This window comes from Deefgea piscis (assembly GCF_019665785.1).
In the GTDB taxonomy this organism is placed as follows: Bacteria; Pseudomonadota; Gammaproteobacteria; order Burkholderiales; family Chitinibacteraceae; genus Deefgea.
Genome location: NZ_CP081149.1, coordinates 1,372,017 through 1,392,245 on the forward strand (window position 1 = coordinate 1,372,017; position 20,229 = coordinate 1,392,245).

Sequence of the window (20,229 nt, forward strand, 5' to 3'; positions counted from 1 at the left end):
GAATCAGAATATTATAGAACGAACGTTCTTTGTTGTGTGCGTAAACTACATTCCAATTCCTAAACGGTTAGTGCTCAGCCATTTTGCTGCTGGTGAACCGAAAGCCGACTAGCCTGATGAAGTCTGGCAAGACTACGCTGCGCCGATGATTGTGCATGGCCGCCAAGGGCGACAAGCCGTGGTTGCGAACTACGGCTTTTTACCCAAAGCAAAACTACCGCAAGGTGCGCGCTACAGCACGATGAACGCGCGGGCTGAAACCATAGGGCAACTCAAAAGCTACCAAGGCGCATGGCAACGCAGCCAACTTTGTCTGGTGCCGATGAAGGGATTTTTTGAGCCATGCTATGAATCAGGCAAAGCAGTACGACACCAAATTAGCTTGGCGAACAATGCGCCATTTGCGGTGGCCGGACTGTGGCGAGCATGGGAAGAAGAGAATGGCCTGCGCAGCTATTCGTTCACACAAATCACCATCAACGCTGATGAACACCCGCTGATGAAGAGAATGCACAAGCCCGATGATGAAAAACGAAATCTGGTCATTATTCCTGAGGCCAATTACGACGCATGGCTAAGTTGCAAAAGCATGGAACTAGCACGTACTTTTTTGAAAAACTATCAAGCAGAGTTAATGAAGGTTGAAGCACAATCTTTGCAAAAAACACACTCAAATTTGTTGCAGCAGAAGTCTTTGTTTTGAGAGGATTAGAAACTGATGCGGAATCCTATTCAATTTATCCACCCAAACTCTTTGAGCATCGCGACCCCCTTACCAGTTTAGCCACAGCTAAACTTGGATTGCAGCCCACTATGATTGACTGGTTTAAAATATGCGACAGGCAGTAGTCGGCCCAGACTGTGTAAAAACGCTGCGGCAGGCCAAGCCCACTTCACCTTCACAATCGTTTTTTGTGTTTTTCACTGCTCATTTGTTCGCAAACCTAGCCGCCATTAGCTGCAAAAAAGCCTTTTAGGCTCTCATTGCCACCATTAGGTTCTCAATTCCTACAATCTTCATTGCTCGCTTCATGTTGTAAGCGAGTATATGCAAACTCATCTCAGTTCGGACGTGCTCTAGGCTTTTGGTTAGGAAGTGTGTCGCGCCCATCCATTCCTTTAAAGTGCCAAACGGATGCTCGACCGTTGATTTTCTAATCCGCATCGCATTGGGCATTTGGTCTAGCCGAGTTTGCATTGCATCTAAGATATTTTCATGTTCCCAACGAGTAACACGTCGTTCCTTGCCTGGAGTGCATTGCGTTTTCAAATGGCAAACCTGACATTTAGAACTCCAGTATTTATGTAGCGTCTGTCCTTTCTCAATGCTGATGCAACGTTGCGTAAGTTGCTCACCAGCAGGACACTGATATTCATTAGTCTGCGCGTCATAAATGAAATCGGATTTATCAAACCGACCTTTTGCGTTCGCGCCGGAGGTCATGCACTTAGGAACGATGGCGCTAATCTGCGATTCATCGCAGGCCTGAATTTCTTCGCTTTTAAAATAACCACGGTCAGCAATCGCGGTGAGTTTCTCGACGGCCATCGCTGTTTTTGCTTGCTGTGCCATCTTGCTGAGTTGCGAACGGTCAGAACCCTCGTTGTTCACATCATGCGCAACAATCAAATGATTTTTGGTATCCACTGCAGTTTGCGCGTTGTAACCAACGATGCCATTCCCTCGCGATTTCATGGAGCGGGCATCGGGGTCGGTCAGTGATATTTGCTTATCGGGGACTTGATTTAGCGCCACTTCAATCGTTTGCAACTCAGCCATTTTGGCTTTCAAAGCTGTGATTTTGTTCTGCAAGCGCTCGGCGTTCACCGCCGCAGTGGCGGGCTCTTGGCGGTCTGCTGTATCGAGTGCTGCCAGATAACGCTGAATGCTGTTTTCAATTTCTTCCATGCGGCGTTGTAATTTTGCGCTGGTGAAATTGCGGTCTCGATTATTAACCGCTTTGAATTTACTCCCATCGACCGCGACGATGGCTTCGGTGAATAAACCGAGTTGCTGGCAGAGCAATACGAACTGGCGACAGACTTTGATGATGGCCTTGCCATTGTCTTTGCGGAAGTTGGCGATGGTTTTGAAGTCGGGGGTTAATTTGCCACTCAGCCACATCAGTTCGACGTTGCGCTGTGCTTCGCGCTCCAAGCGACGACTTGATTGAATGCGGTTCAAATAGCCGTAAATGTAAATTTTGAGCATCACGCTGGGGTGATAGGACTGCCGTCCCGTTATGGCTGGCGCGACACAGTCGAAACCAAGTTGAGCCAGATTGAGCTCATCGACAAAAACATCAACAATGCGCACTGGATTCGCTTCAGCAATGTAGTCATCAAGGCATTCTGGGAGTAAGGTAGTCTGCGTTCGGCTTTCACCTTCGATAAAGCGTTTCAAAACAAACACCTCGTCCCTTGGTCATGGCAAAATCATACTACAAGGCGCGTTTTTACACAGTCTGGGCCGACTGCGGCCTGTGAGCCACATCATGTTTAAAATATGCCATTGAAAGCAATAACAGGCAGCTTCGTCCCAATGTTTAAATACAATTATTTTGAAGTAGGGCAAGGACTTTCAACAAGCCGAGTATCACAAACAATTGCGGAACGCAGATATTGCGTCCATTGGGCAACCTGTTCTTTAGTTGGGTCAAACTTAAATGCTTTTTGAACAATATAAAAACTATCATTTCCTTTGATTGCTTTGAACCAAGTATTTTCTGGCTTTCCTGTCGCAGAATTTAACGGACATGTTTGCACCCAAAGTGAAAAATCATAGCCATTTTCTTTACCATTTTTAAGTGGTGTAACATTCCCATCTTTGCATGCAGCTAACCAAGTTTTGCCCATGTATGTTTGAAATTGCGCCAGAGTTACATTATTAATTTTTGAGCCTAAAAAAACCTGTGTCGTGACCATTTCAGTCCAATTACTAACGGACTCTGCTTGAGGAACCATTTCGGTTGTGACTATGGTGCCTTGTTTGTTCTGGAAGTCCATCTTATAGCCAGTTGGAAGTGTGACTAATAAATTTTCATCTAACAGTGAGGCATAACTCATGCATGGCAAAGCAAGAAGTAATAAGAAAGTTGATTTCATAAAATTCATCCAAATGATTACATTTATTAGCACATAAAACTAAACAGGGGGTTGACCACATTTGGCCGACTGCCGCCTGTTTTCGACCCAAAGGAGCCACTCTAGTCAATTAGTAAGCTTGCTAACTCAAGGGGGCGACTTCCAAACCTGCAAGGTCGGCATTGAAGTTAACTCCAGCAAGCAGGCCATCTTTATGCATTCCATTAAGCCAATTATCTATAAATGATTTAAGTTCGATTTCTGCTGGTTGATAGTTCGCCCACTCTGCTTTTGCATGCCGCTTTGCGTAAGCCTGCTCAGACCAAAAAAGTAAAACTTGGCAGTCAAACTCATTTGAGTCGCAATTAGCCCAGCCATTCTCAGATTTCAAACCCCAAACGATTTTAGACTCACGAACCTTCTTAATGAAGCGCTCATAGTTATCATGCAAATCTGAAACGAGATGTAAATTCATTAATTTAGCCTCCTGATTCTTAATAAGTTCCGCCTGTAGCCGACTAGCACCTGTTATCGACCCTAAGCGGAAGGAAATAAATTATGTAGAGCCCTGATTTCTTGACCACGCCTGAATTTCATTTAGTCGTTTTTCAAGGTGGCTGATATATCTAAAATCCTTGTTGATGTCATCATCTGCCTGCAAAATCTTTATTGCTCTGATGACTCGCCATCCATAGCCTTTTGATGTCGATTTAATAAATGTTTTAATAAACAAATCAAGTAGGCTCTGTTTTTTCTTGATGACAATTAAAACATCAACAGAGCACCATTTACTTAAAGGGTCCATAGGTGAATTTATTTCTTTCATGCACTGATGAAGGAATTCATTCATTAACTTTTCACGATTTCTATTTATTGCTACCAGCAGAGGCCTGCAGGCAACACAAACCCGCCGGTTGGAATCATGGCACATCATTGCAGATTGGAAGGACTCACTCAGTATTTTGTTTATTGAAAAGTCTGATGCTTTTTCTGCGACAGCACTTAATGCTTGGCAACGATACCAAGGGTGTCGAATTGATTTTGCAAGTAGATAAGCAGCATCAATATCCTGACTGACAATCTGGTTAACTTGCTTCCTGAGTGCAACACCTTGCGCCCAATCAGATTGATTATTTCTCATTAAGTTGCTCGTTTGTTTGGAAGCAGAGGCGAGGTTTGTTGTAGCCGTCCGCTCCTGGCAGATACCTCTCACCTGACTAGCCATTGTCGGTTCACTCAGTTGCTGTCGCAAAAGTAAAATGGTTGATGTTGCCTAAGAAGAACATGATGTTAGCTTACAGTCCAGCAATCGACGCAACCCTATTCAAAAGCGGTCAGCTCAAATTTATTTATAGAATTAACATTTTGCCTCAGTTTTATTTATGAAAAGACCTCCAAAACCCAAAAAATCCATATTTTTTAAGTGATTGGATAAAAATTTTATACAAACATAACTACAGCACGATAGAGGAAATATTTTAATAATAAAATCTGAGATGAAATAAGTAATTGATAATGTGGGAATATTAATCGATAAATGCGGAAGTCAGTAAAAATTGAAAGGAGAGGAATGGCTTTAGCTCAGATTTTATTATTAACTCATTTTTTATTGGCACACATCAGGTTTCATTTGTAAATTACCACCAAACCGCAGTGGCAACGATTTGCGCTGACGGGGATTACGCATTTAATCAGTATTTCAGGTTTACACATTACGATGCTGGCGGCGATGGGCATGGCGCTGGTGCTGTATGGCTGGCGGCGCAGTGCGTATTTAACGCAAAGGCTGGCCGCGCAGCGTGCGGCTTTAATCGCCGGGGTGTTGATCGCGTTGATCTATAGCGTGTTGGCGGGAATGAGTGTGCCAACGCAGCGCACCGTATTAATGCTGTTGGTCGGCGCCGTGTGCTTGTGGCGAGCTAGGCCGATGGCGATCAGCGCGATTTGGGCTAGTGCCTTGGCGGTGGTGCTGTTGTTTGATCCTTTTGCCGTGCTATCGGTTGGTTTTTGGCTGTCGTTTTTGGCGGTGGCGTATTTGATTTGGATGGGCGCCAATCGTATTGGGCGCGAACCGGCGTGGCGCTTGTGGTTAAGTACGCAGTGGGCGGCGACGTTGGCGTCGTTACCGATTTTGGTGCTGGTATTTGGGCAGGTGCCTTTGATGTCGCCACTGGCCAATGCATTGGCGATTCCTTTGGTCAGTGTCTTGATTACGCCTTTGGCCTTATTGGGTTTGCTCGACCCAACGGGAACGCTGTTGCGTTGGGCTGAAGGCTTGTTTTCAATCTTAGATCGCTTACTGCAATGGATCTTGACTTGGCCGTGGCCGGCGCTAGAGATCAGTTCTCCTCCAATGGGTATATTGCCAGTAGCGATGCTGGGTGTAGCTTTGCTGCTATTACCCCGAGGTATTCCAGCGCGCTGGCTCGGTTGGCTGATGCTACTGCCCTTGTTTTTTATGCCGCAGCCCAAATTGGACGATGGGCAGTTTAAATTACAGGTGCTCGACGTAGATCAAGGTTTGAGTGTGCTGGTGCAAACGCGGAAACACGCTTTGTTGTTTGATACTGGGCGTGAGGCCAATGCCGAGCGCGTGATTTTGCCGGTGTTGCGTCAGGCAGGGATTACCCGGCTGGATACTTTATTGCTTTCGCATAATGACAACGATCATATTGGCGGCGCGCCGATTTTGCTGGGGCAGGGCGATCGTTTAGCTTTTCCAATTGCTTTGATTTTGCATAGCTTGCCAGACAATCAGCCGATTTTAAGCAGTAAAATCACCCAACAACGCTGCCAAACAGGGCAGCGCTGGCGCTGGGATGGCGTTGATTTTGAGGTCTTGTGGTTGCATCCCAACTATGTCGCTAACAATGACAATGCGCGCGGCTGTGTGCTGCGAATTCATAATCGCTGGCATAGTGCTTTGATCCCGGCAGATATTAGTCGCCTTGAAGAAGGCGAGCTGCTCGCGGCGGGACTGCCGGCGACGGCGATTGTGATTGCGCCCCATCACGGCAGTAAAAGCGCTTCATCGGATGCGTTTATTCAAGCTTTGCAACCACAATACGCGGTATTTTCAGCGGGGTTTATGAATCAATTTCGGCATCCGCATCCCGAGGTGTTGGCGCGCTATGCCGCAGCAGGTGCGACGCTATTGCGGACGGATCAGGCTGGATCATTACAATTTACTGTCGGCGAACTGATTAAGCTACAAGAGCAACGCGCCATCGCGCCGCGATATTGGTACACTGCGACTTATTCTGATCCAAAAACGGCTGTTGGAATTTCGCCATGACGATGTTGCTTTCTGCTTTATACCGCTACCCCCTTAAATCATGTCGTGCTCAAGCACTGAGCCAAAGCCAGCTCGACATGCGTGGCTTGCCACAAGATCGAGAATGGATGATAGCCAATTCGGCTGGCGTGCAAATCACTGCGCGCACTGAGCCACGGATTTTATTGATTTGTGCTGAAGTCACGCCCGATGGTCTGTGGCTCAAAGCACCCGGCATGGCCGATTTATTTGTCGCGCTCGCGCAGTTTAATGAACTGCATCAGGCTGATGTTTGGGAAACCGAATTTTTAGCACGGCGTGGCGCTCTCGATGCTGATGCGTGGTTGTCTGCATATTTAAATCAAACCGTACATCTGATGTGGCTGGGCTTAGAACCGCACCGGCGCTTAAAAAACCATCCAGATGTGGCGATTAGCTTTGTCGACACCTATCCCTTATTAATCATTGGTGAAGGCTCTTTACAAGCGCTGAATGCACGCATTGGCCGTGAGTTATCGATGCTGCGTTTTCGGCCTAATTTGGTTATTGCCAATAGCGCGCCATTTGCTGAGGATACTTGGCAGCGGATTCGGATTGGCGAGGTGGAGATTGAATTAGCCAAAGCGTGTGAACGCTGTTTGATGACGACCCTCGACCCTGATACCGCTGAGCGCACCAAAGATTCAGAACCGCTACGTAGTTTGGCTAAGTTTAGAAAAAGCGGCGCTGCGGTGGTGTTTGGTCAAAATGCGCGGGTGGTGCAAGGCGGCGCATTACAACTGGGATTGCCGGTTGAAGTGCTAAGTTATAAGGGTTAAGTGATTCAGTCCGCGTTGTCTTGCATCGTTGTCGCGCTTTGCCCTACTCGATATTCTGTCTACGGTTTTCATGCCTTGCCGTGAAACCTTGTCATAAAATATTTGCACGAGCACTGAAGTGATTGCATTTGCAGGCCAAATACTTAAGGAGTGCACGATGATTCGACGCCGATCTTTGCATGTTTCGCTACAGGTAGCGATTGTTTCTGTATTGTCATTTTATTTTGGGGTGCATTTTACGCAGTTTTTTCAAGGTGAATCGGCGGGTATTGGTGGCTTGTGGGCGGCGATTTCATCGATTGTGGTATTGCAGGCGACACAAAAAGCCACGATTGAATCGGCGTGGATGCGTGCTTTAGGCACTTTGATTGGCGCGAGTACCAGTGCACTGTACTTTCAGTTTTTTCCGTTTAGTTTTTGGGGAATGGGCACGACGATTTTTGCAACGGTTTTATTGTGTGAAATGCTCAATATTCCAGACAATGCCCGTTTAGCATCGATTACCGTGTGCATCATCATGGTGATGGCAAGCTTAAACCCCTCGATTAATCCCTATTTAAATTCAATATTGCGTTTTAGCGAATCAATGATTGGTATTGCTTTATCGATGGCGGCAATAGTTATGTGGCCAACGGATGCTGAATCTAAAAGTGAAAAATAAACGTCCGCGCTAAGCGATCAATCAATGCGTGCTTTGCTCAGGTTAAGCGGGCATTTCTAGATTAAAAAAAACACACTAATTACCTCGATAGAGTGAGTTTGACGTATTGATTTATACCTATTGTGGGTATTGCTTACGAAGTAGTTTGTGGGTGTTGGTTCTGATATAAGTCAATTTATTACACCGTTATTCGGAGTAGTCTAGACGTATTGTAGTTCTACTGTGAAACGAGGTATTGATCATGACAACGACAGCTTTTTTTATCCCGAGTGTGAATTTAATGGGTGCTGGTTGCTTACGCGATGCGGCAAAAACAATTAAAAGTTATGGCTTTAAAAAAGCGTTGATTGTGACTGATGTACCCTTAGTTAAAATTGGGGTAGTTAAAACGGTCACTGATTTATTGGCACAAGAAGACGTTGCCAGTGTGGTGTTTGATGGTGTTCACCCTAATCCAACTACGGCCAATGTGGCGACCGGTTTGGCCATGCTGCAAGCCAATGGCTGCGACTGTGTGATTTCAGTCGGTGGTGGTTCACCGCACGATTGCGCCAAAGGGATTGCACTGGTTGCAGTCAATGGCGGTGATATTAAAGATTACGAAGGGCTAGATCGCTCGGCAAAACCCCAATTGCCTTTAATTGCGATTAACACCACGGCCGGTACGGCCAGTGAAATGACGCGGTTTTGCATTATTACCGACGAAGCGCGACATGTAAAAATGGCGATTGTCGATAAGCACACTACGCCGATTTTGTCGGTGAATGATCCTGAGTTGATGCTACTGAAGCCAGCAGGTTTAACCGCCGCCACGGGGATGGATGCCTTAACGCACGCGGTAGAAGCGTATGTATCGACCGCAGCCACGCCGATTACCGATGCTTGTGCGCTCAAAGCGGTTGAGATCGTCAGCCAATCATTACGCCAAGCGGTGCGTCACGGTGATGATATTGCTGCGCGTGAACAAATGGCGTATGCCCAATTTTTGGCGGGGATGGCATTTAATAATGCGTCGCTCGGTTATGTGCACGCAATGGCGCATCAATTGGGTGGTTTTTATGATTTACCGCACGGTGTTTGCAATGCAATCTTGTTGCCACATGTGCAAGCGTATAACAAGCAAGTGTGTGCCAAACGTTTGGGCGATATTGCCCGGGCAATGGGTGAGAAGGTAGATGGCTTAAGTGACGACGCTGCCGCGGATGTTTGCCTTGCCGCGATTCGCAAACTGTCGGTTGATGTGGGTATTCCTACAGGCGTTGCGCAATTGGGGGCCAAGCTCGAAGACATTCCAACATTGGCAACTAATGCATTAAAAGACGCGTGTGGTTTGACCAATCCACAACAACCTACCTTTGAAGAAGTTTGCGAAATTTATCGCGCTGCGATGTAAAGCAAGGGGTGCAGTCAAAAACGCCACATCGTTGTGGCGTTTTTTTTGCGCTGAAAATTTAAACTTTTAAATATTTGGCGGTTTTTGGGCACGAAGTAGTACGCAATCTAAACTCCAGCGCCGCGTAGGAATACACACTAAGACCAACAGCATTAAGCCCCATTCCAAATGGTCTTGTATTGCCGATGGCATCGTTTTGAGCACATGAAAATACGCCACAACCGCCATAGCATTCACGAGCAATAAGCCCAGCGCCGACCAGCGAGTGAATAAACCGATGAGTAAACAGATGGGTAAGATCAGCTCGGCAGCAGTGCCAAATAAAGCGGCCATAGCAGGGGGTAGCAGTGGCACATGATATTCATCGGTAAATAAAAATAGCGTGGTATTCCAGTCTTGAATTTTAGTTAAACCAGAAAGAAAGAAAATTTTACACAGATATAGCCGCAGTAAAAAATCGGCTACCGGGGCTAAGGCGTCGAGTATTTTGGCTTGGATCAGCGCGGGAATACATTTTGGCAGCATTTTGCTTCACCTTGGTCAGTTGATAATACTGTAGTCGCTGACTCGGTGAATTTCTTACGTGAATAGCTAAATTGGTCGAGAAAGGATTTATTGCGGACGTTGATCTGATCGTTTTAATGCCAATAAAAAAGCCACCGATTCGGTGGCTTTTTGCTGAGCAGTAACGCGATTAAGCTGCGCGTTTTTTGAATTCGTTAGTGCGAGTATCGATCTCGATTTTGTCGCCGATTTCGATAAAGGCAGCCACTGGCAATTCAAAGTCAGTGCCTTTGAGTTTAGCTGGCTTCATCACTTTACCTGATGTATCGCCACGAACTGCAGGCTCAGTGTATTCCACTTCACGCACAACGACTGTTGGCAATTCAACAGAAATCGCTTTGCCTTCGTAGAAAGTTACTTGGCATTGATCTTCCATGCCGTCAACGATCAAGCCACGAGTGTCGCCAAGGTTGTCAGCTTCAACGTCGTGCGAGTTAAATTCTGCGTCCATAAATACAAACATTGGATCAGCAAAATAAGAGTAAGTGCAGTCGAGTTTTTCTAAAGTGACAACGTCGAGTTTGTCATCAGCGCGGTAAACCACTTCAGAACCTTGGCTTGATAACAAGCCTTTGGCTTTAACTTTTACAACCGATGAGTTACGGCCTGATTTGCTGTATTCAGTTTTTTGAACAACCCAAGGTTGACCATCAACTAAAATCACATTACCAGCGCGAACTTCTTGAGCAGTTTTGATTGCCATTTTTTTACATACCTAAAAGCAGATTAAATAGAACGGGTTTTAAGAGTGCGGCGATTTTGTCGGTGTGAACCAGAGCATCCGTTGATACTTGGCTGTGCTACGGCCAAAAAACATCAATCGAGCCACGTACTTTTAAAACACGCTCGACACAATCCACTATTTTAACTTGGATTGGGTGAACTTGACCAGATTAGTCGCAAGATCTCCTTGTTCCGCTAGTCGAAAAGCCCAGCTTTTGGCGTGTTCTTGCAAGATTGCCCATTGTTGGCAATAGGCCGACCAACTGGCAGCAACGTCGCCCCCTTGGTTCCAACACTGATAAAACGCGGTTAACGCCGCGGCACTTTGCGTGGGTAAATCGGCGGTATACAGCGCCAAAAAAGCGGCGAGTTTGTCTAAATGTGCATTTTCACTTTGCGGGTAAATTTGCCACACCATGGGTATGCCTGCCCATTGTGCGCGAACAAAACTATCTTCGCCGCGAACAAAATTTAAATCACAGCTCCACAATAGTTCGTCGTAATCGTCTTGGCTGAGCATCGGTAATATGGCCATATGACACGCGCCGTATTGATAGACTTGCCCGACGTATAGCGCTGGCTGATTCAGTAGCTGTGCGATCTGAGGCAATACCTTGCCGGTTGGAATAAACAAATGAATCGGGGTCGGGCTGTCTTTTAGCGTGCTGAGCCAGTCGATAAGGGCGGGGTTTTCATAGGCAAATAAAGAAATAAACTGGGTGTCGGCACTTGTTGCGGGTAATTGCGGTGCTAATTGGCGGCGCTTTTGCTGGCTATCGCTATCACGCCATTGTGCACGGCGGGTGAGCAGGGCGCGCTCGGCGAGTAGTCCTCCGGTTTGCTGGCTAAAGCCCGGAAAGAAAAAATATTTATTTAAGCCCATCTGCGGTGACGGTAGGCCGTGGCAGCCGGCCACCCAGTCTTCGGCGCTTAAATATTCTAAATTGAGCCAAATTGGCCTCGTTGGCCATTGCTGCATTTGCGCGAGGTACTCGCTGGGTAAATCGCAGCCAAAGGCTTCGATGACTACATCGCTAGCCGGTGGGGTATCGCACCATTGCGTGGGCCAATGTTGAATGGTCACCGTATCGAGCGTTTGCTGTGCTAAATCGGGCTGAATTTCTGGGCGAATTTGAGCAAAGCTCGCCAGATCGTCGACCCATAAAGTGACGGCCAAGTGATGCTCATTGGCCAATTGTCGAGCTAGACGCCAACACACGCCAATATCCCCAAAATTGTCGACCACGCGACAAAAAATGGTCCAAGTTTGCATGGGCTTTCCTTGTTATCGATTGGTTTTGGCGCAGAGCATCGCTTGCGCAGCTTTTAAAACAAACAAGGCTTCGTAGGAGAAATACAGTTCACTTAACGACAAACCCTGAAAACCTGACGCAGAGGCGCGGAGGAAATTCAGGGTTTGCCATTGATTTTCTCTGCGCCTTTGCGTCAAAAATAACAGGAAAAAAATGCCGCTCACTTGACTTAAGTGAACGGCATTCGCCTCGTAGGATGCCTTGTTTTTAATTTGCCGCCGGGATTTATTCGGCTTCTGCGTTGGCCGGTGTTGCCCATGGCAGCGGCACTTTAATACCGTTGAGAATAAAGGTGCCTTGCTTTAGTGAAGCGGTGGCCGCTAGTAATTTGCCATCAACGCGAATTAGGTTTTGCTCGGCCAGTTTATTAATTTGTCCTTCGACAAATTGCCCCGCCAGAAAGTCCAAATCGGCCATATTTACTTGGCTATCGGCGCCGCCAAATACATTGCGTGCTTGCCATAATGCCAAGGTTTCAACGACTTTTTTCGGTACCGAAAAATCGGCTTTAGCGTCGATTTTATTGACTAAATCAACTGGGTTTTCTAGGTCGCTAGCGACAAAGCCATTTAAGCCTACTTCACCGGTAAAGCGCAGCGCGCCATCAGGGAGTTTGACTTCGAACTTTTTGATCGCCAGTTGCGGATTGTTTTGCAATAAAGGCAGACCTTGGGTTTTAGCTAGGTTGGTGAGCGCTGCAGTAAGCTGGTCACGATCAAGGTTTTGTTTTTGCAATAAGGTGAGCTCGTCACCAATTTTAGCCAAAGTTTTGCCGTGCAAATGATTGGCCTCGGCGATCAATACCGCAGGGCCGTAGGGCTGCTGATCCAGCGTCAAGGTATTGAGGTCGATCTTGGCGCTGGCATTGATAAATTCACCGGCTTCTTTGATGTCGCCGGCGTAAGTCAATTGATCCAACTTGAGTTTAAATGGCGTGCCTTCAACCAAATTCAGATCAAGCTGGCCGATTTTGGCGGTGGTGTTGCCAATCATTAAGCCGCTGGTGCCGCGCACTTGTTGGATGTTAAAGCTAAAGTCTTTCAGGGCAAACTGGCCTTTGTTTTTGGCCTCGCCTTTCAGCCCTGGCGCATTGGCAATCAGCGTAACGCGGTTAAAGTCACCACCGTAATCCAGGCTGGCCGTCAGACCTTCCCAGTGCGCTTTAATGCCAGACAAGGCTTCTTCGTATTCAAACGCGGGGATGGATAAATTCACAATCCCATCGTCGTTAAAGCTGATGCGATTTTCGATTTTAATCGGCTGTTGTTCGCCAAAGAATTTGCTTAAAAATTTCTGTGTATCGGGCGCAAACACAAATTGTGTGTTCACTGCAGCCTTATACGGCATGAAATTAAATTGGCTGAGCAAGGGCAGCGGGCCATGCTTGATGTGATTGGTATACGTCACCGCAAAGGTTTGCAGTGGTTCGCCTTCTTTTTCCAGCATAAAGCGATACAGTTCAGGACGCACTTGCAAAGTCGTGGTTTCAGTCGAGCTAAACCAACCGCGCTCATAGCTGTGCGATTTCACAATAAAATACGGCAAGTTAGCCAGCCAAGCATGTTGCTTTTGCATGGTCTGTTCTACGGCTTGGCCAGCATAATAGCTACCCCCGACGTAGGCGATGGCAAGCGCGGCGAAGGTGAGGCTACTGGCCAAAACAACTTTACGTTTCACTGTGAGTTCCTTAAATACGGTAAAAAGAGTCGGGCAGGGGGGCTGCCCGAGCTCTAGGGTTTGTTGATATTTGGTGTGCCAACCCCAGAGCACTCCAGCGCGGCGGAAAATCAAACGTCAACAGACCCTAGCAACTACAGACTTAAATACGACGGGCAAGTTCCTCAGCCGTACCTAGGTAGGTGGCTGGCGTCAAATCTTTGAGGCGATCTTTGGCGTCTTGTGGAATCGCTAAGCCCTCAATAAAGACGGCAAGCGCTTCTTTGGTAATGCCAGTTTTGCCACGCGTTAACTCTTTAAGTTGTTCGTATGGATTAGGCACACCATAGCGGCGCATCACGGTTTGGATTGGCTCAGCCAATACTTCCCAGTTGTTGTTCAAATCAAAAGCCATGGCATCGCGATTGGCCATTAATTTATTCAAGCCTTTGAGTGCCGCAACGTAGCCGAGCAAAGTGTAACCCATACCTACGCCCATATTACGCAATACGGTCGAATCAGTCAGGTCACGCTGCCAGCGTGAAACCGGCAATTTTTGGCTTAAATGGAACAACACCGCGTTGGCCATACCGAGGTTACCTTCGGAATTTTCAAAGTCGATTGGATTGACTTTGTGCGGCATGGTCGACGAACCGACTTCATTTTTGTTAACGCGTTGCTTAAAGAAGCCCAGAGAAATATAACCCCAGATGTCGCGGTTCATATCGACCAAGATGGTGTTAGCACGGGCGAAATTATCAAACAACTCGCTCATATAATCGTGCGGCTCGATTTGGATGGTGTAGGGATTAAAACTAATGCCTAGGCTTTCGACAAAACGTTGGCAAAAGCCTTCCCAATCAAAGCCAGGGTAAGCCGACAAGTGTGCGTTGTAATTACCCACCGCGCCGTTGATTTTACCGAGTAATTCAACCTCGCTAATGCGCGACAATTGGCGCTCTAAACGAAACGCCACATTGGCCATTTCTTTACCCATGGTCGTCGGCGTTGCCGGTTGGCCGTGGGTGCGGCTCATCATTGGCGCATCAGCTAATTCGTGAGCCAACTCTTTAAGTTTGGTAATGATTTCAGTCAGTTTTGGCAACATCACGCTTTCACGTGCGCCTTTGAGCATCAAGGCGTGTGATAGATTGTTGATGTCTTCAGAGGTACAGGCAAAGTGAATAAATTCACTCGCAGCTGAGACTTCGGCGTTGCCCGATAGGCGCTCTTTTAACCAGTATTCAACTGCTTTCACATCGTGATTGGTGGTGCGCTCGATGGTTTTTACTTCGAGTGCATGTTCGGTGTTGAATTGACTGACGACTGCGTCGAGTTCAGCAATGGTGGCAGCAGAGAAAGGCTTGATATCTTCAAGCGCAGCGTCACTGGCGAGGGCTTTAAGCCAAGCCACTTCAACCGTTACGCGGTTTTTGATCAATGCGTATTCGCTAAAATGAGCCCGTAAATCGGTCAGTTGTTTTTCGTAGCGGCCATCAAGTGGCGAAAGTGCGGTGAGTGCTGAAAGTTCCATAATGCCAACCCGTCCGTAGGTCTTGGTCTATCAAAGCGCCGATTCTAACACAGTGCCTTCATCCACTCACAGCAGTGCTTGCGTGTGCGTGACAGCGCGCATTATGTGTATGGTTTGCACAGCAAAAAATCGATTCGTGACAGTGATTGCAAATCAGATGAATAATATCGTTGTCTTACAGTTTTGGTGTATTTGTTGCCGCTTTTAGTGGTGATTGTAAGTATCGATCAAGTGACGAGCTGGCCGTTCGAGCTGGCCGTGATAAAACCTATGGAGAGAGTGCATGTCCAGTTATACCCATTTAACCCCCGAATGGCAGCAATGGATTATTGAAAACCTTGAGCGCGGTTGTCAGGCCCAAACTTTGGTGCAGACGATGATTGCCAAAGGCTTTGATGCTATGTTTGCCAATGCAATGGTGTTTCACTTTTCATCGAGCCTAGCAAAAGAATCGCAAAGTGCTGCGCCACTAAAGGATGCGCATTAATTTGTAGATTGTCTTTGGGTATAGCCTGCACACCAAATTTGATTAAATAGTGCCGAGCTATACCCATCCTATCGCAATCCGTCGCAACGTCACCGTGTTGTGTCAGGTATTCAAATTTCACCCCATTCAATTGAATTAAGTCGCCACGGATCGGCAAGTAAAGATAAATTCAATGGCATATTGCTAATGAGAATGCTTCTTGATACTATACGAGAATGATTCTCGATAACAAATACTCTTTATGTTTGGTGGTGTTGGCCCATGCCGGTTTACTGCATGGGGTGATGAGTACGCCAAGTGCTAGCCGATTGCCCGAGCCGATGCTGCTGCAAGCTGTGCCGATCAGTCAGGGCGAGCCTGCGCCAAAACTTAACCAAGCTGCTGCGCCCGTAGCCAAGCCCAAAGTAAAGCCTGTGACTGCGGCGAAGACGCCGCCGAAAACGGCTGCCAATCCCGTGATCGCCAAAGCCAAACCCAGTCGCATCGCACCGACGCCAGAGCGCACGGCAACGATGACGGTGGCTGCCGCCGAAAAAACCACGCCAGCCGCTGAAAGCCAAACGGCTGACGCGGTGCCGCAAAGTAGTCCTGCTGCGCAATCGAGCGCCGGGGCGCGTGGGCAAAGTCGTGAGATGGTCGACAGCGTGACTGAGCCGAGTTTTCACGCCAATTATTTAAACAATCCCAAACCGCCGTACCCACCACAGTCTTTGGCCTTAGGTGAAAAAGGCGTGGTGATGCTCCGGGTTGAAGTGAGTGCCACGGGCAGCGCCGAAGCGGTGAGTTTGCAGCAAAGCAGTGGTTATCCGCGCTTAGATCGGGTGGCGCAGAACACCGTGACGCAATGGCGTTTTGTTCCAGCCAAGCGCGGCCAAGATGCGGTAGCGGGTACGGTGATTGTGCCGGTGCATTTTTCTATTAAAAAGTCTTGAGGTTGATGATGGATTTGTCTTTGGTTTTGCATTCGGGCGACCCGATTTTGCAGTCGGTATTTGGTTTATTGGTATTGATGTCGATTGTCAGTTGGGTGGTGATTGTGGCGCGCTCACGCTTGCTATGGGTGATGAAGCGCCATCAGCAGCGTTTTATGAGCCAATTTTGGGAGGCGAGCGATTGGCAAGTCGCGCTTAATTTGGCGGCCAAGAATCAATCACCAGCGGCAAAATTGGCGACAACGGGCGCTGCTGGTTTGCAGCATTACCGTGCACACGAAGGCCGAGGTTTGGCCAAAGCGGTGGCACTTGATGATTATTTAGTGCGGCAATTGCGTACTGGTTTAAGCCAAGAAACGGCCAAGATGGAGCGTGGTTTAACTTGGCTGGCCACCACCGGTTCGGTGGCACCTTTTATTGGTTTGTTTGGCACGGTGTGGGGCATTTATAACGCCCTAGTTGGCATTGCTGCCAGCGGCAATGCGTCACTTGCGACGGTGGCGGGGCCCATTGGTGAGGCGTTGGTGGCAACTGCCGCTGGTTTGGCGGTGGCGATTCCGGCAGTGGTGGCGTACAACGCGTTTATCCGCGCCAATCGCCGCTTTGGCCAAGAGCTCGATGGCTTTACCCATGATTTACACGCGCAATTATTAAGCGAAGTGAATTAATGCTGGATTAAAAATCCAGTGCGGGCTTGGGCCCGCGCTGGTAATGAATCAAGGAGTTGCAAATGGGATTTGGTAGTTTTGGGCAGCAAGATGCCGCGCCAATGGCAGAAATCAATACCACGCCGTTGGTGGATGTGATGCTGGTGCTGCTGGTGGTGTTTATTGTGACTGCGCCAGTGATGACGCATGCCGTCAAAGTCGAGCTGCCAAAGGCGACGGCCAGCGTGCAGCAGGTGGTTAAAACGCCGCTGCGTTTAACGCTCAAAGCCGATGGCAGTTTGCTCGATGAGCAAACGGTGCTCAATCCAGCGCAGTTAGACGCTAAATTGGCCGCCGTTTTTAAAGCCGATCCGCAAACTGAGGTGCATTTATATGCCGATAAAACCGTGCAGTACGAGCGAATCGCGCAAACCATGGCCGCAGCGCAGCGTGCCGGTTTAAGCAAAATTGGCCTGATGACCAATGGGCAAGGAGGCTGATTTGTCCTGTTAACTCAATTTGCTTAAGCAAGATTTTGCTGGCCTCTCGCGCCCCAGTCTGCTGTCTTGGCTGCGTTAGAGGGTTAATGATTGTTTGGGCACTTACCCTCGTTTTGGCGGTTAACCCCGCCTTTTTTTTGTTCAAAAATTAATTAATAGAGATACTCATGCGAGATAAATCAGGTATTCGGCATTTTGCCAAATTCCCCGCAGCAGCAGCGTTGTTCAGCGCCGTTGCTGGCGGCGTACATGCTGCCGAGGCGGTATTAGCGCCGGTTGAAGTGAGTGCTGAAGCCAGTCAAAATGGCACTTCTAATACGTATAACGCGCCAACCGTGAGTGTTGGCCGTATGCAGCAAGATACCCTTGATGTACCGCAATCGGTGACCACCATTACCCAAGAATTAATGCACGATCAAGATGCCAACACGGTCAAAGAAGCGCTGCGCAATGCTGTTGGCGTGACTTTTAATGCTGCTGAAGGTGGCGCCAGTGGCGATGGCATTCGCATTCGTGGCTTTGGCGCTTCCAATGATTTGTATCTCGATAGTTTCCGCGATGCCGCGCAATACAATCGCGACACCTTTTTTATTGATTCAGTCGAAGTATTACGCGGCCCAGCATCGATGTTATTTGGCCGTGGTTCAACTGGCGGCGTTGTGAATCAAGTCAGTAAAAAAGCCTTTAAAGGCGATTTAAACCAAGTGACCACCACCTTGGGAACCGATGCCTATTACCGCGCCGAGGGCGACTTTAATAAAGCCATTAACGACAACACCGCCATTCGTTTGAATGTGATGGGGCAAAAAGCCGATAGTTTTCGCGATGGCGCCGAGATGAATCGTTGGGGCGTTGCGCCGACGGTGACCTTTGGTATTGGTGAGCCGACCCAACTGAGCGTGATGTATTTGCATTACGAAGAAAACAACGTGCCCGATTATGGCGTGCCGTATTACCGTAAGAGTGCGTCGATTCATGGTACGGACCAACCGATCGATAAAGTCGATCAGTTTTATGGTCTACGCGACTTTGATTCGGAAGACACCGTGGCCGATATGCTGAGCTTGAATTTCCAGCATCAAATTACCCCGAATTTATTGCTAAAAAACGGCACGCGCTTGGGTAAATACCAGCTTGATTTACGCGCTAGCGCGCCGGGCTTGCAATTTGCCAGCCCTTCTGACGCTTTAAGCGACAGCACGAAGGTTAATCGTGGCCGTAAATTACGGATGCGCGATCAAGAAATCATCTCCAATCAAACCGATGTCTTGTGGGATGTAGAAACCGGCACCATCCGCCACAGCATTTTGGCGGGGATGGAATTAACGCGCGAAAAACTCACCAGCACCGGCCGCATGCAATTAGACCTAAGCGGCACGGCTAAACCCAATGATGCCGGTTTAAGACCATGCATTATGCCGTCGACCACCGTGGGTAATCCAAGTTTAGGCGGCGCGCCCAATTGCAGCGCACCAGTCAATACTGTTGCGGCGCATTCAACCGCCGATACCGTGGCGTTCTACTTGCAAGACATGATTGATTTAAACCCGCACTGGAAAGTTTTGCTTGGTGCACGTTACGATCATTTCAAAGCTGAAACGACCAATGAATCCTTCACCAAACTACCCGCTGCGACCAATACCGGCCGCACCGACAATGTTTGGAGCTGGCGCACTGGTTTGATTTATCAGCCGTCTGCGGTGCAATCGTATTATGTGTCGTACGGTACGTCGTTTAATCCATCGGCTGAGGCGTATTCAACCGATCCAAAGAGCGCGCTGACCGATCCAGAAAAAAACGCCAACTACGAAATTGGCGCCAAATTTAATTTGTATGACGGCCGTTTGGCCTTGCGCACGGCGATTTTCCGTACCGAGAAAACTAATGAGCGACAAACCGATATCGAGCCCGGTGTCGTGAAACCGTATTTGCTGTCGGGTCGCCGTTATACCGACGGGATTGAGCTAGAAGCCGCAGGGCAGTTGAGCGCAGATTGGCAAATTTTTGCCGGTGTGGCGTTGATGGATCCGGTGATTGCTGAGATTACTAATCCACAACGCAAATACCAAGAAGGCAATCTGCCGGACAATGCGCCGCGCTATACCGCCAATTTGTGGACCACGTATCAAATCGACGGCAATTGGAAAGTCGGTGGCGGATTTAACGCCATGGGCAAACGCTACACCAATTTGGACAATATCGTGAATCTGCCGGGCTATGTGCGTTGGGATGCAATGGCCGAATGGAATCACCGCGATGTCAGCGTGCAGCTTAATGTGTACAACTTATTTGATACCGACCATTACGAAGGTTTGTATCAAGGCTTCACTCTACCGGGCACTAAGCGTTCTGCCCGTTTGAGCGCCAGCTATAAGTTTAATTAAGTCGTAAAACCAAGACAGCAAAGTCCACATCATTGAATGCAGGGCTTTGCTGTTGCTGGTTTTTAGTTGGTGTTCAGACTTTGGGTTGATGCCGTACCGTAGGCACTTCAACCCATTGATAAGCAATCTGAGTTTTATTTCTTGGGTATTGCCATGGCGGCGTTGAATAGCATGGCTTATATTTACATACCTATATTAAATTGAGCGTATCCAGATTAGGTGTTGATGCTGTGTCGCGCTCGTCGAGCTGGGGCTTAAA

At 48.0% G+C, this 20,229-nt stretch carries 19 protein-coding genes; 10 read left to right on the plus strand and 9 right to left on the minus strand.

The genetic code is table 11. The features are described 5' to 3' along the window. Positions 1-145 precede the first annotated feature (145 nt). Positions 146-703, plus strand: coding sequence for an SOS response-associated peptidase (locus K4H25_RS06410; RefSeq protein ID WP_221022515.1), 558 nt, complete (start codon positions 146-148; stop codon positions 701-703). Between the two features lie 270 nt (positions 704-973). On the opposite strand, the gene K4H25_RS06415 is transcribed toward K4H25_RS06410, so the two are convergent. The 4 genes from K4H25_RS06415 to K4H25_RS06430 form a co-directional block, all read right to left on the minus strand. Then, complete coding sequence (locus K4H25_RS06415; RefSeq protein WP_221022516.1) at positions 974-2,404, minus strand: IS1182 family transposase; 1,431 nt, start codon at positions 2,402-2,404, stop codon at positions 974-976. Between the two features lie 152 nt (positions 2,405-2,556). After that, on the minus strand, positions 2,557-3,105 hold the full coding sequence (locus K4H25_RS06420) for a hypothetical protein (RefSeq protein WP_221022517.1): 549 nt from the start codon (positions 3,103-3,105) through the stop codon (positions 2,557-2,559). A gap of 121 nt (positions 3,106-3,226) precedes the next feature. Next, positions 3,227-3,559 carry a DUF2750 domain-containing protein gene (locus K4H25_RS06425; protein ID WP_221022518.1) on the minus strand — a complete coding sequence of 111 codons (333 nt, stop codon included), beginning with the start codon at positions 3,557-3,559 and terminating at the stop codon, positions 3,227-3,229. Positions 3,560-3,640: 81 nt separating this feature from the next. Continuing rightward, positions 3,641-4,225 carry a hypothetical protein gene (locus K4H25_RS06430; RefSeq protein WP_221022519.1) on the minus strand — a complete coding sequence of 195 codons (585 nt, stop codon included), beginning with the start codon at positions 4,223-4,225 and terminating at the stop codon, positions 3,641-3,643. A 495-nt stretch (positions 4,226-4,720) separates the two neighbouring features. Between K4H25_RS06430 and K4H25_RS06435 the strand changes: the two genes are divergently transcribed. From K4H25_RS06435 to yiaY, 4 genes are all read left to right on the plus strand, one after another. Then, positions 4,721-6,379, plus strand: coding sequence for a DNA internalization-related competence protein ComEC/Rec2 (locus K4H25_RS06435; RefSeq protein ID WP_221022884.1), 1,659 nt, complete (start codon positions 4,721-4,723; stop codon positions 6,377-6,379). Further along, complete coding sequence (locus K4H25_RS06440; RefSeq protein ID WP_221022520.1) at positions 6,376-7,176, plus strand: MOSC domain-containing protein; 801 nt, start codon at positions 6,376-6,378, stop codon at positions 7,174-7,176. Before K4H25_RS06435 ends, K4H25_RS06440 begins: the two co-directional genes overlap by 4 nt. A 157-nt stretch (positions 7,177-7,333) precedes the next feature. Then, positions 7,334-7,837: an FUSC family protein gene (locus K4H25_RS06445; RefSeq protein ID WP_221022521.1), complete on the plus strand. Its 504-nt coding sequence runs from the start codon at positions 7,334-7,336 to the stop codon at positions 7,835-7,837. 241 nt (positions 7,838-8,078) lie between these two features. After that, positions 8,079-9,230 (plus strand): L-threonine dehydrogenase, encoded by a 1,152-nt coding sequence (gene yiaY, locus K4H25_RS06450; RefSeq protein ID WP_221022522.1) that lies wholly within the window; start codon positions 8,079-8,081, stop codon positions 9,228-9,230. Positions 9,231-9,296: 66 nt separating this feature from the next. On the opposite strand, the gene K4H25_RS06455 is transcribed toward yiaY, so the two are convergent. The 5 genes from K4H25_RS06455 to purB form a co-directional block, all read right to left on the minus strand. After that, on the minus strand, positions 9,297-9,755 hold the full coding sequence (locus K4H25_RS06455; RefSeq protein WP_221022523.1) for a DoxX family protein: 459 nt from the start codon (positions 9,753-9,755) through the stop codon (positions 9,297-9,299). Positions 9,756-9,924: 169 nt separating this feature from the next. After that, positions 9,925-10,491: an elongation factor P gene (locus K4H25_RS06460; RefSeq protein ID WP_173534680.1), complete on the minus strand. Its 567-nt coding sequence runs from the start codon at positions 10,489-10,491 to the stop codon at positions 9,925-9,927. A 162-nt stretch (positions 10,492-10,653) separates the two neighbouring features. Beyond that, positions 10,654-11,790 (minus strand): elongation factor P maturation arginine rhamnosyltransferase EarP, encoded by a 1,137-nt coding sequence (gene earP, locus K4H25_RS06465; protein WP_221022524.1) that lies wholly within the window; start codon positions 11,788-11,790, stop codon positions 10,654-10,656. Positions 11,791-12,055: 265 nt separating this feature from the next. Next, positions 12,056-13,507 carry a YdgA family protein gene (locus K4H25_RS06470; RefSeq protein ID WP_221022525.1) on the minus strand — a complete coding sequence of 484 codons (1,452 nt, stop codon included), beginning with the start codon at positions 13,505-13,507 and terminating at the stop codon, positions 12,056-12,058. Positions 13,508-13,649: 142 nt separating this feature from the next. After that, on the minus strand, positions 13,650-15,020 hold the full coding sequence (gene purB / locus K4H25_RS06475) for an adenylosuccinate lyase (RefSeq protein WP_221022526.1): 1,371 nt from the start codon (positions 15,018-15,020) through the stop codon (positions 13,650-13,652). Between the two features lie 283 nt (positions 15,021-15,303). On the opposite strand from purB, the gene K4H25_RS06480 reads away from it, so the two are divergent. From K4H25_RS06480 to K4H25_RS06500, 5 genes are all read left to right on the plus strand, one after another. After that, positions 15,304-15,507, plus strand: coding sequence for a hypothetical protein (locus K4H25_RS06480; RefSeq protein ID WP_221022527.1), 204 nt, complete (start codon positions 15,304-15,306; stop codon positions 15,505-15,507). Positions 15,508-15,722: 215 nt separating this feature from the next. Then, positions 15,723-16,439: an energy transducer TonB gene (locus tag K4H25_RS06485; RefSeq protein WP_221022528.1), complete on the plus strand. Its 717-nt coding sequence runs from the start codon at positions 15,723-15,725 to the stop codon at positions 16,437-16,439. 5 nt (positions 16,440-16,444) lie between these two features. Beyond that, positions 16,445-17,107 carry a MotA/TolQ/ExbB proton channel family protein gene (locus K4H25_RS06490; RefSeq protein ID WP_255588113.1) on the plus strand — a complete coding sequence of 221 codons (663 nt, stop codon included), beginning with the start codon at positions 16,445-16,447 and terminating at the stop codon, positions 17,105-17,107. A 62-nt stretch (positions 17,108-17,169) separates the two neighbouring features. Beyond that, positions 17,170-17,586 carry an ExbD/TolR family protein gene (locus K4H25_RS06495; protein ID WP_221022529.1) on the plus strand — a complete coding sequence of 139 codons (417 nt, stop codon included), beginning with the start codon at positions 17,170-17,172 and terminating at the stop codon, positions 17,584-17,586. A 167-nt stretch (positions 17,587-17,753) separates the two neighbouring features. Continuing rightward, a complete protein-coding gene (locus K4H25_RS06500; protein ID WP_221022530.1) occupies positions 17,754-19,970 on the plus strand; it encodes a TonB-dependent receptor in 2,217 nt (738 codons plus the stop codon). Positions 19,971-20,229: the final 259 nt, after the last annotated feature.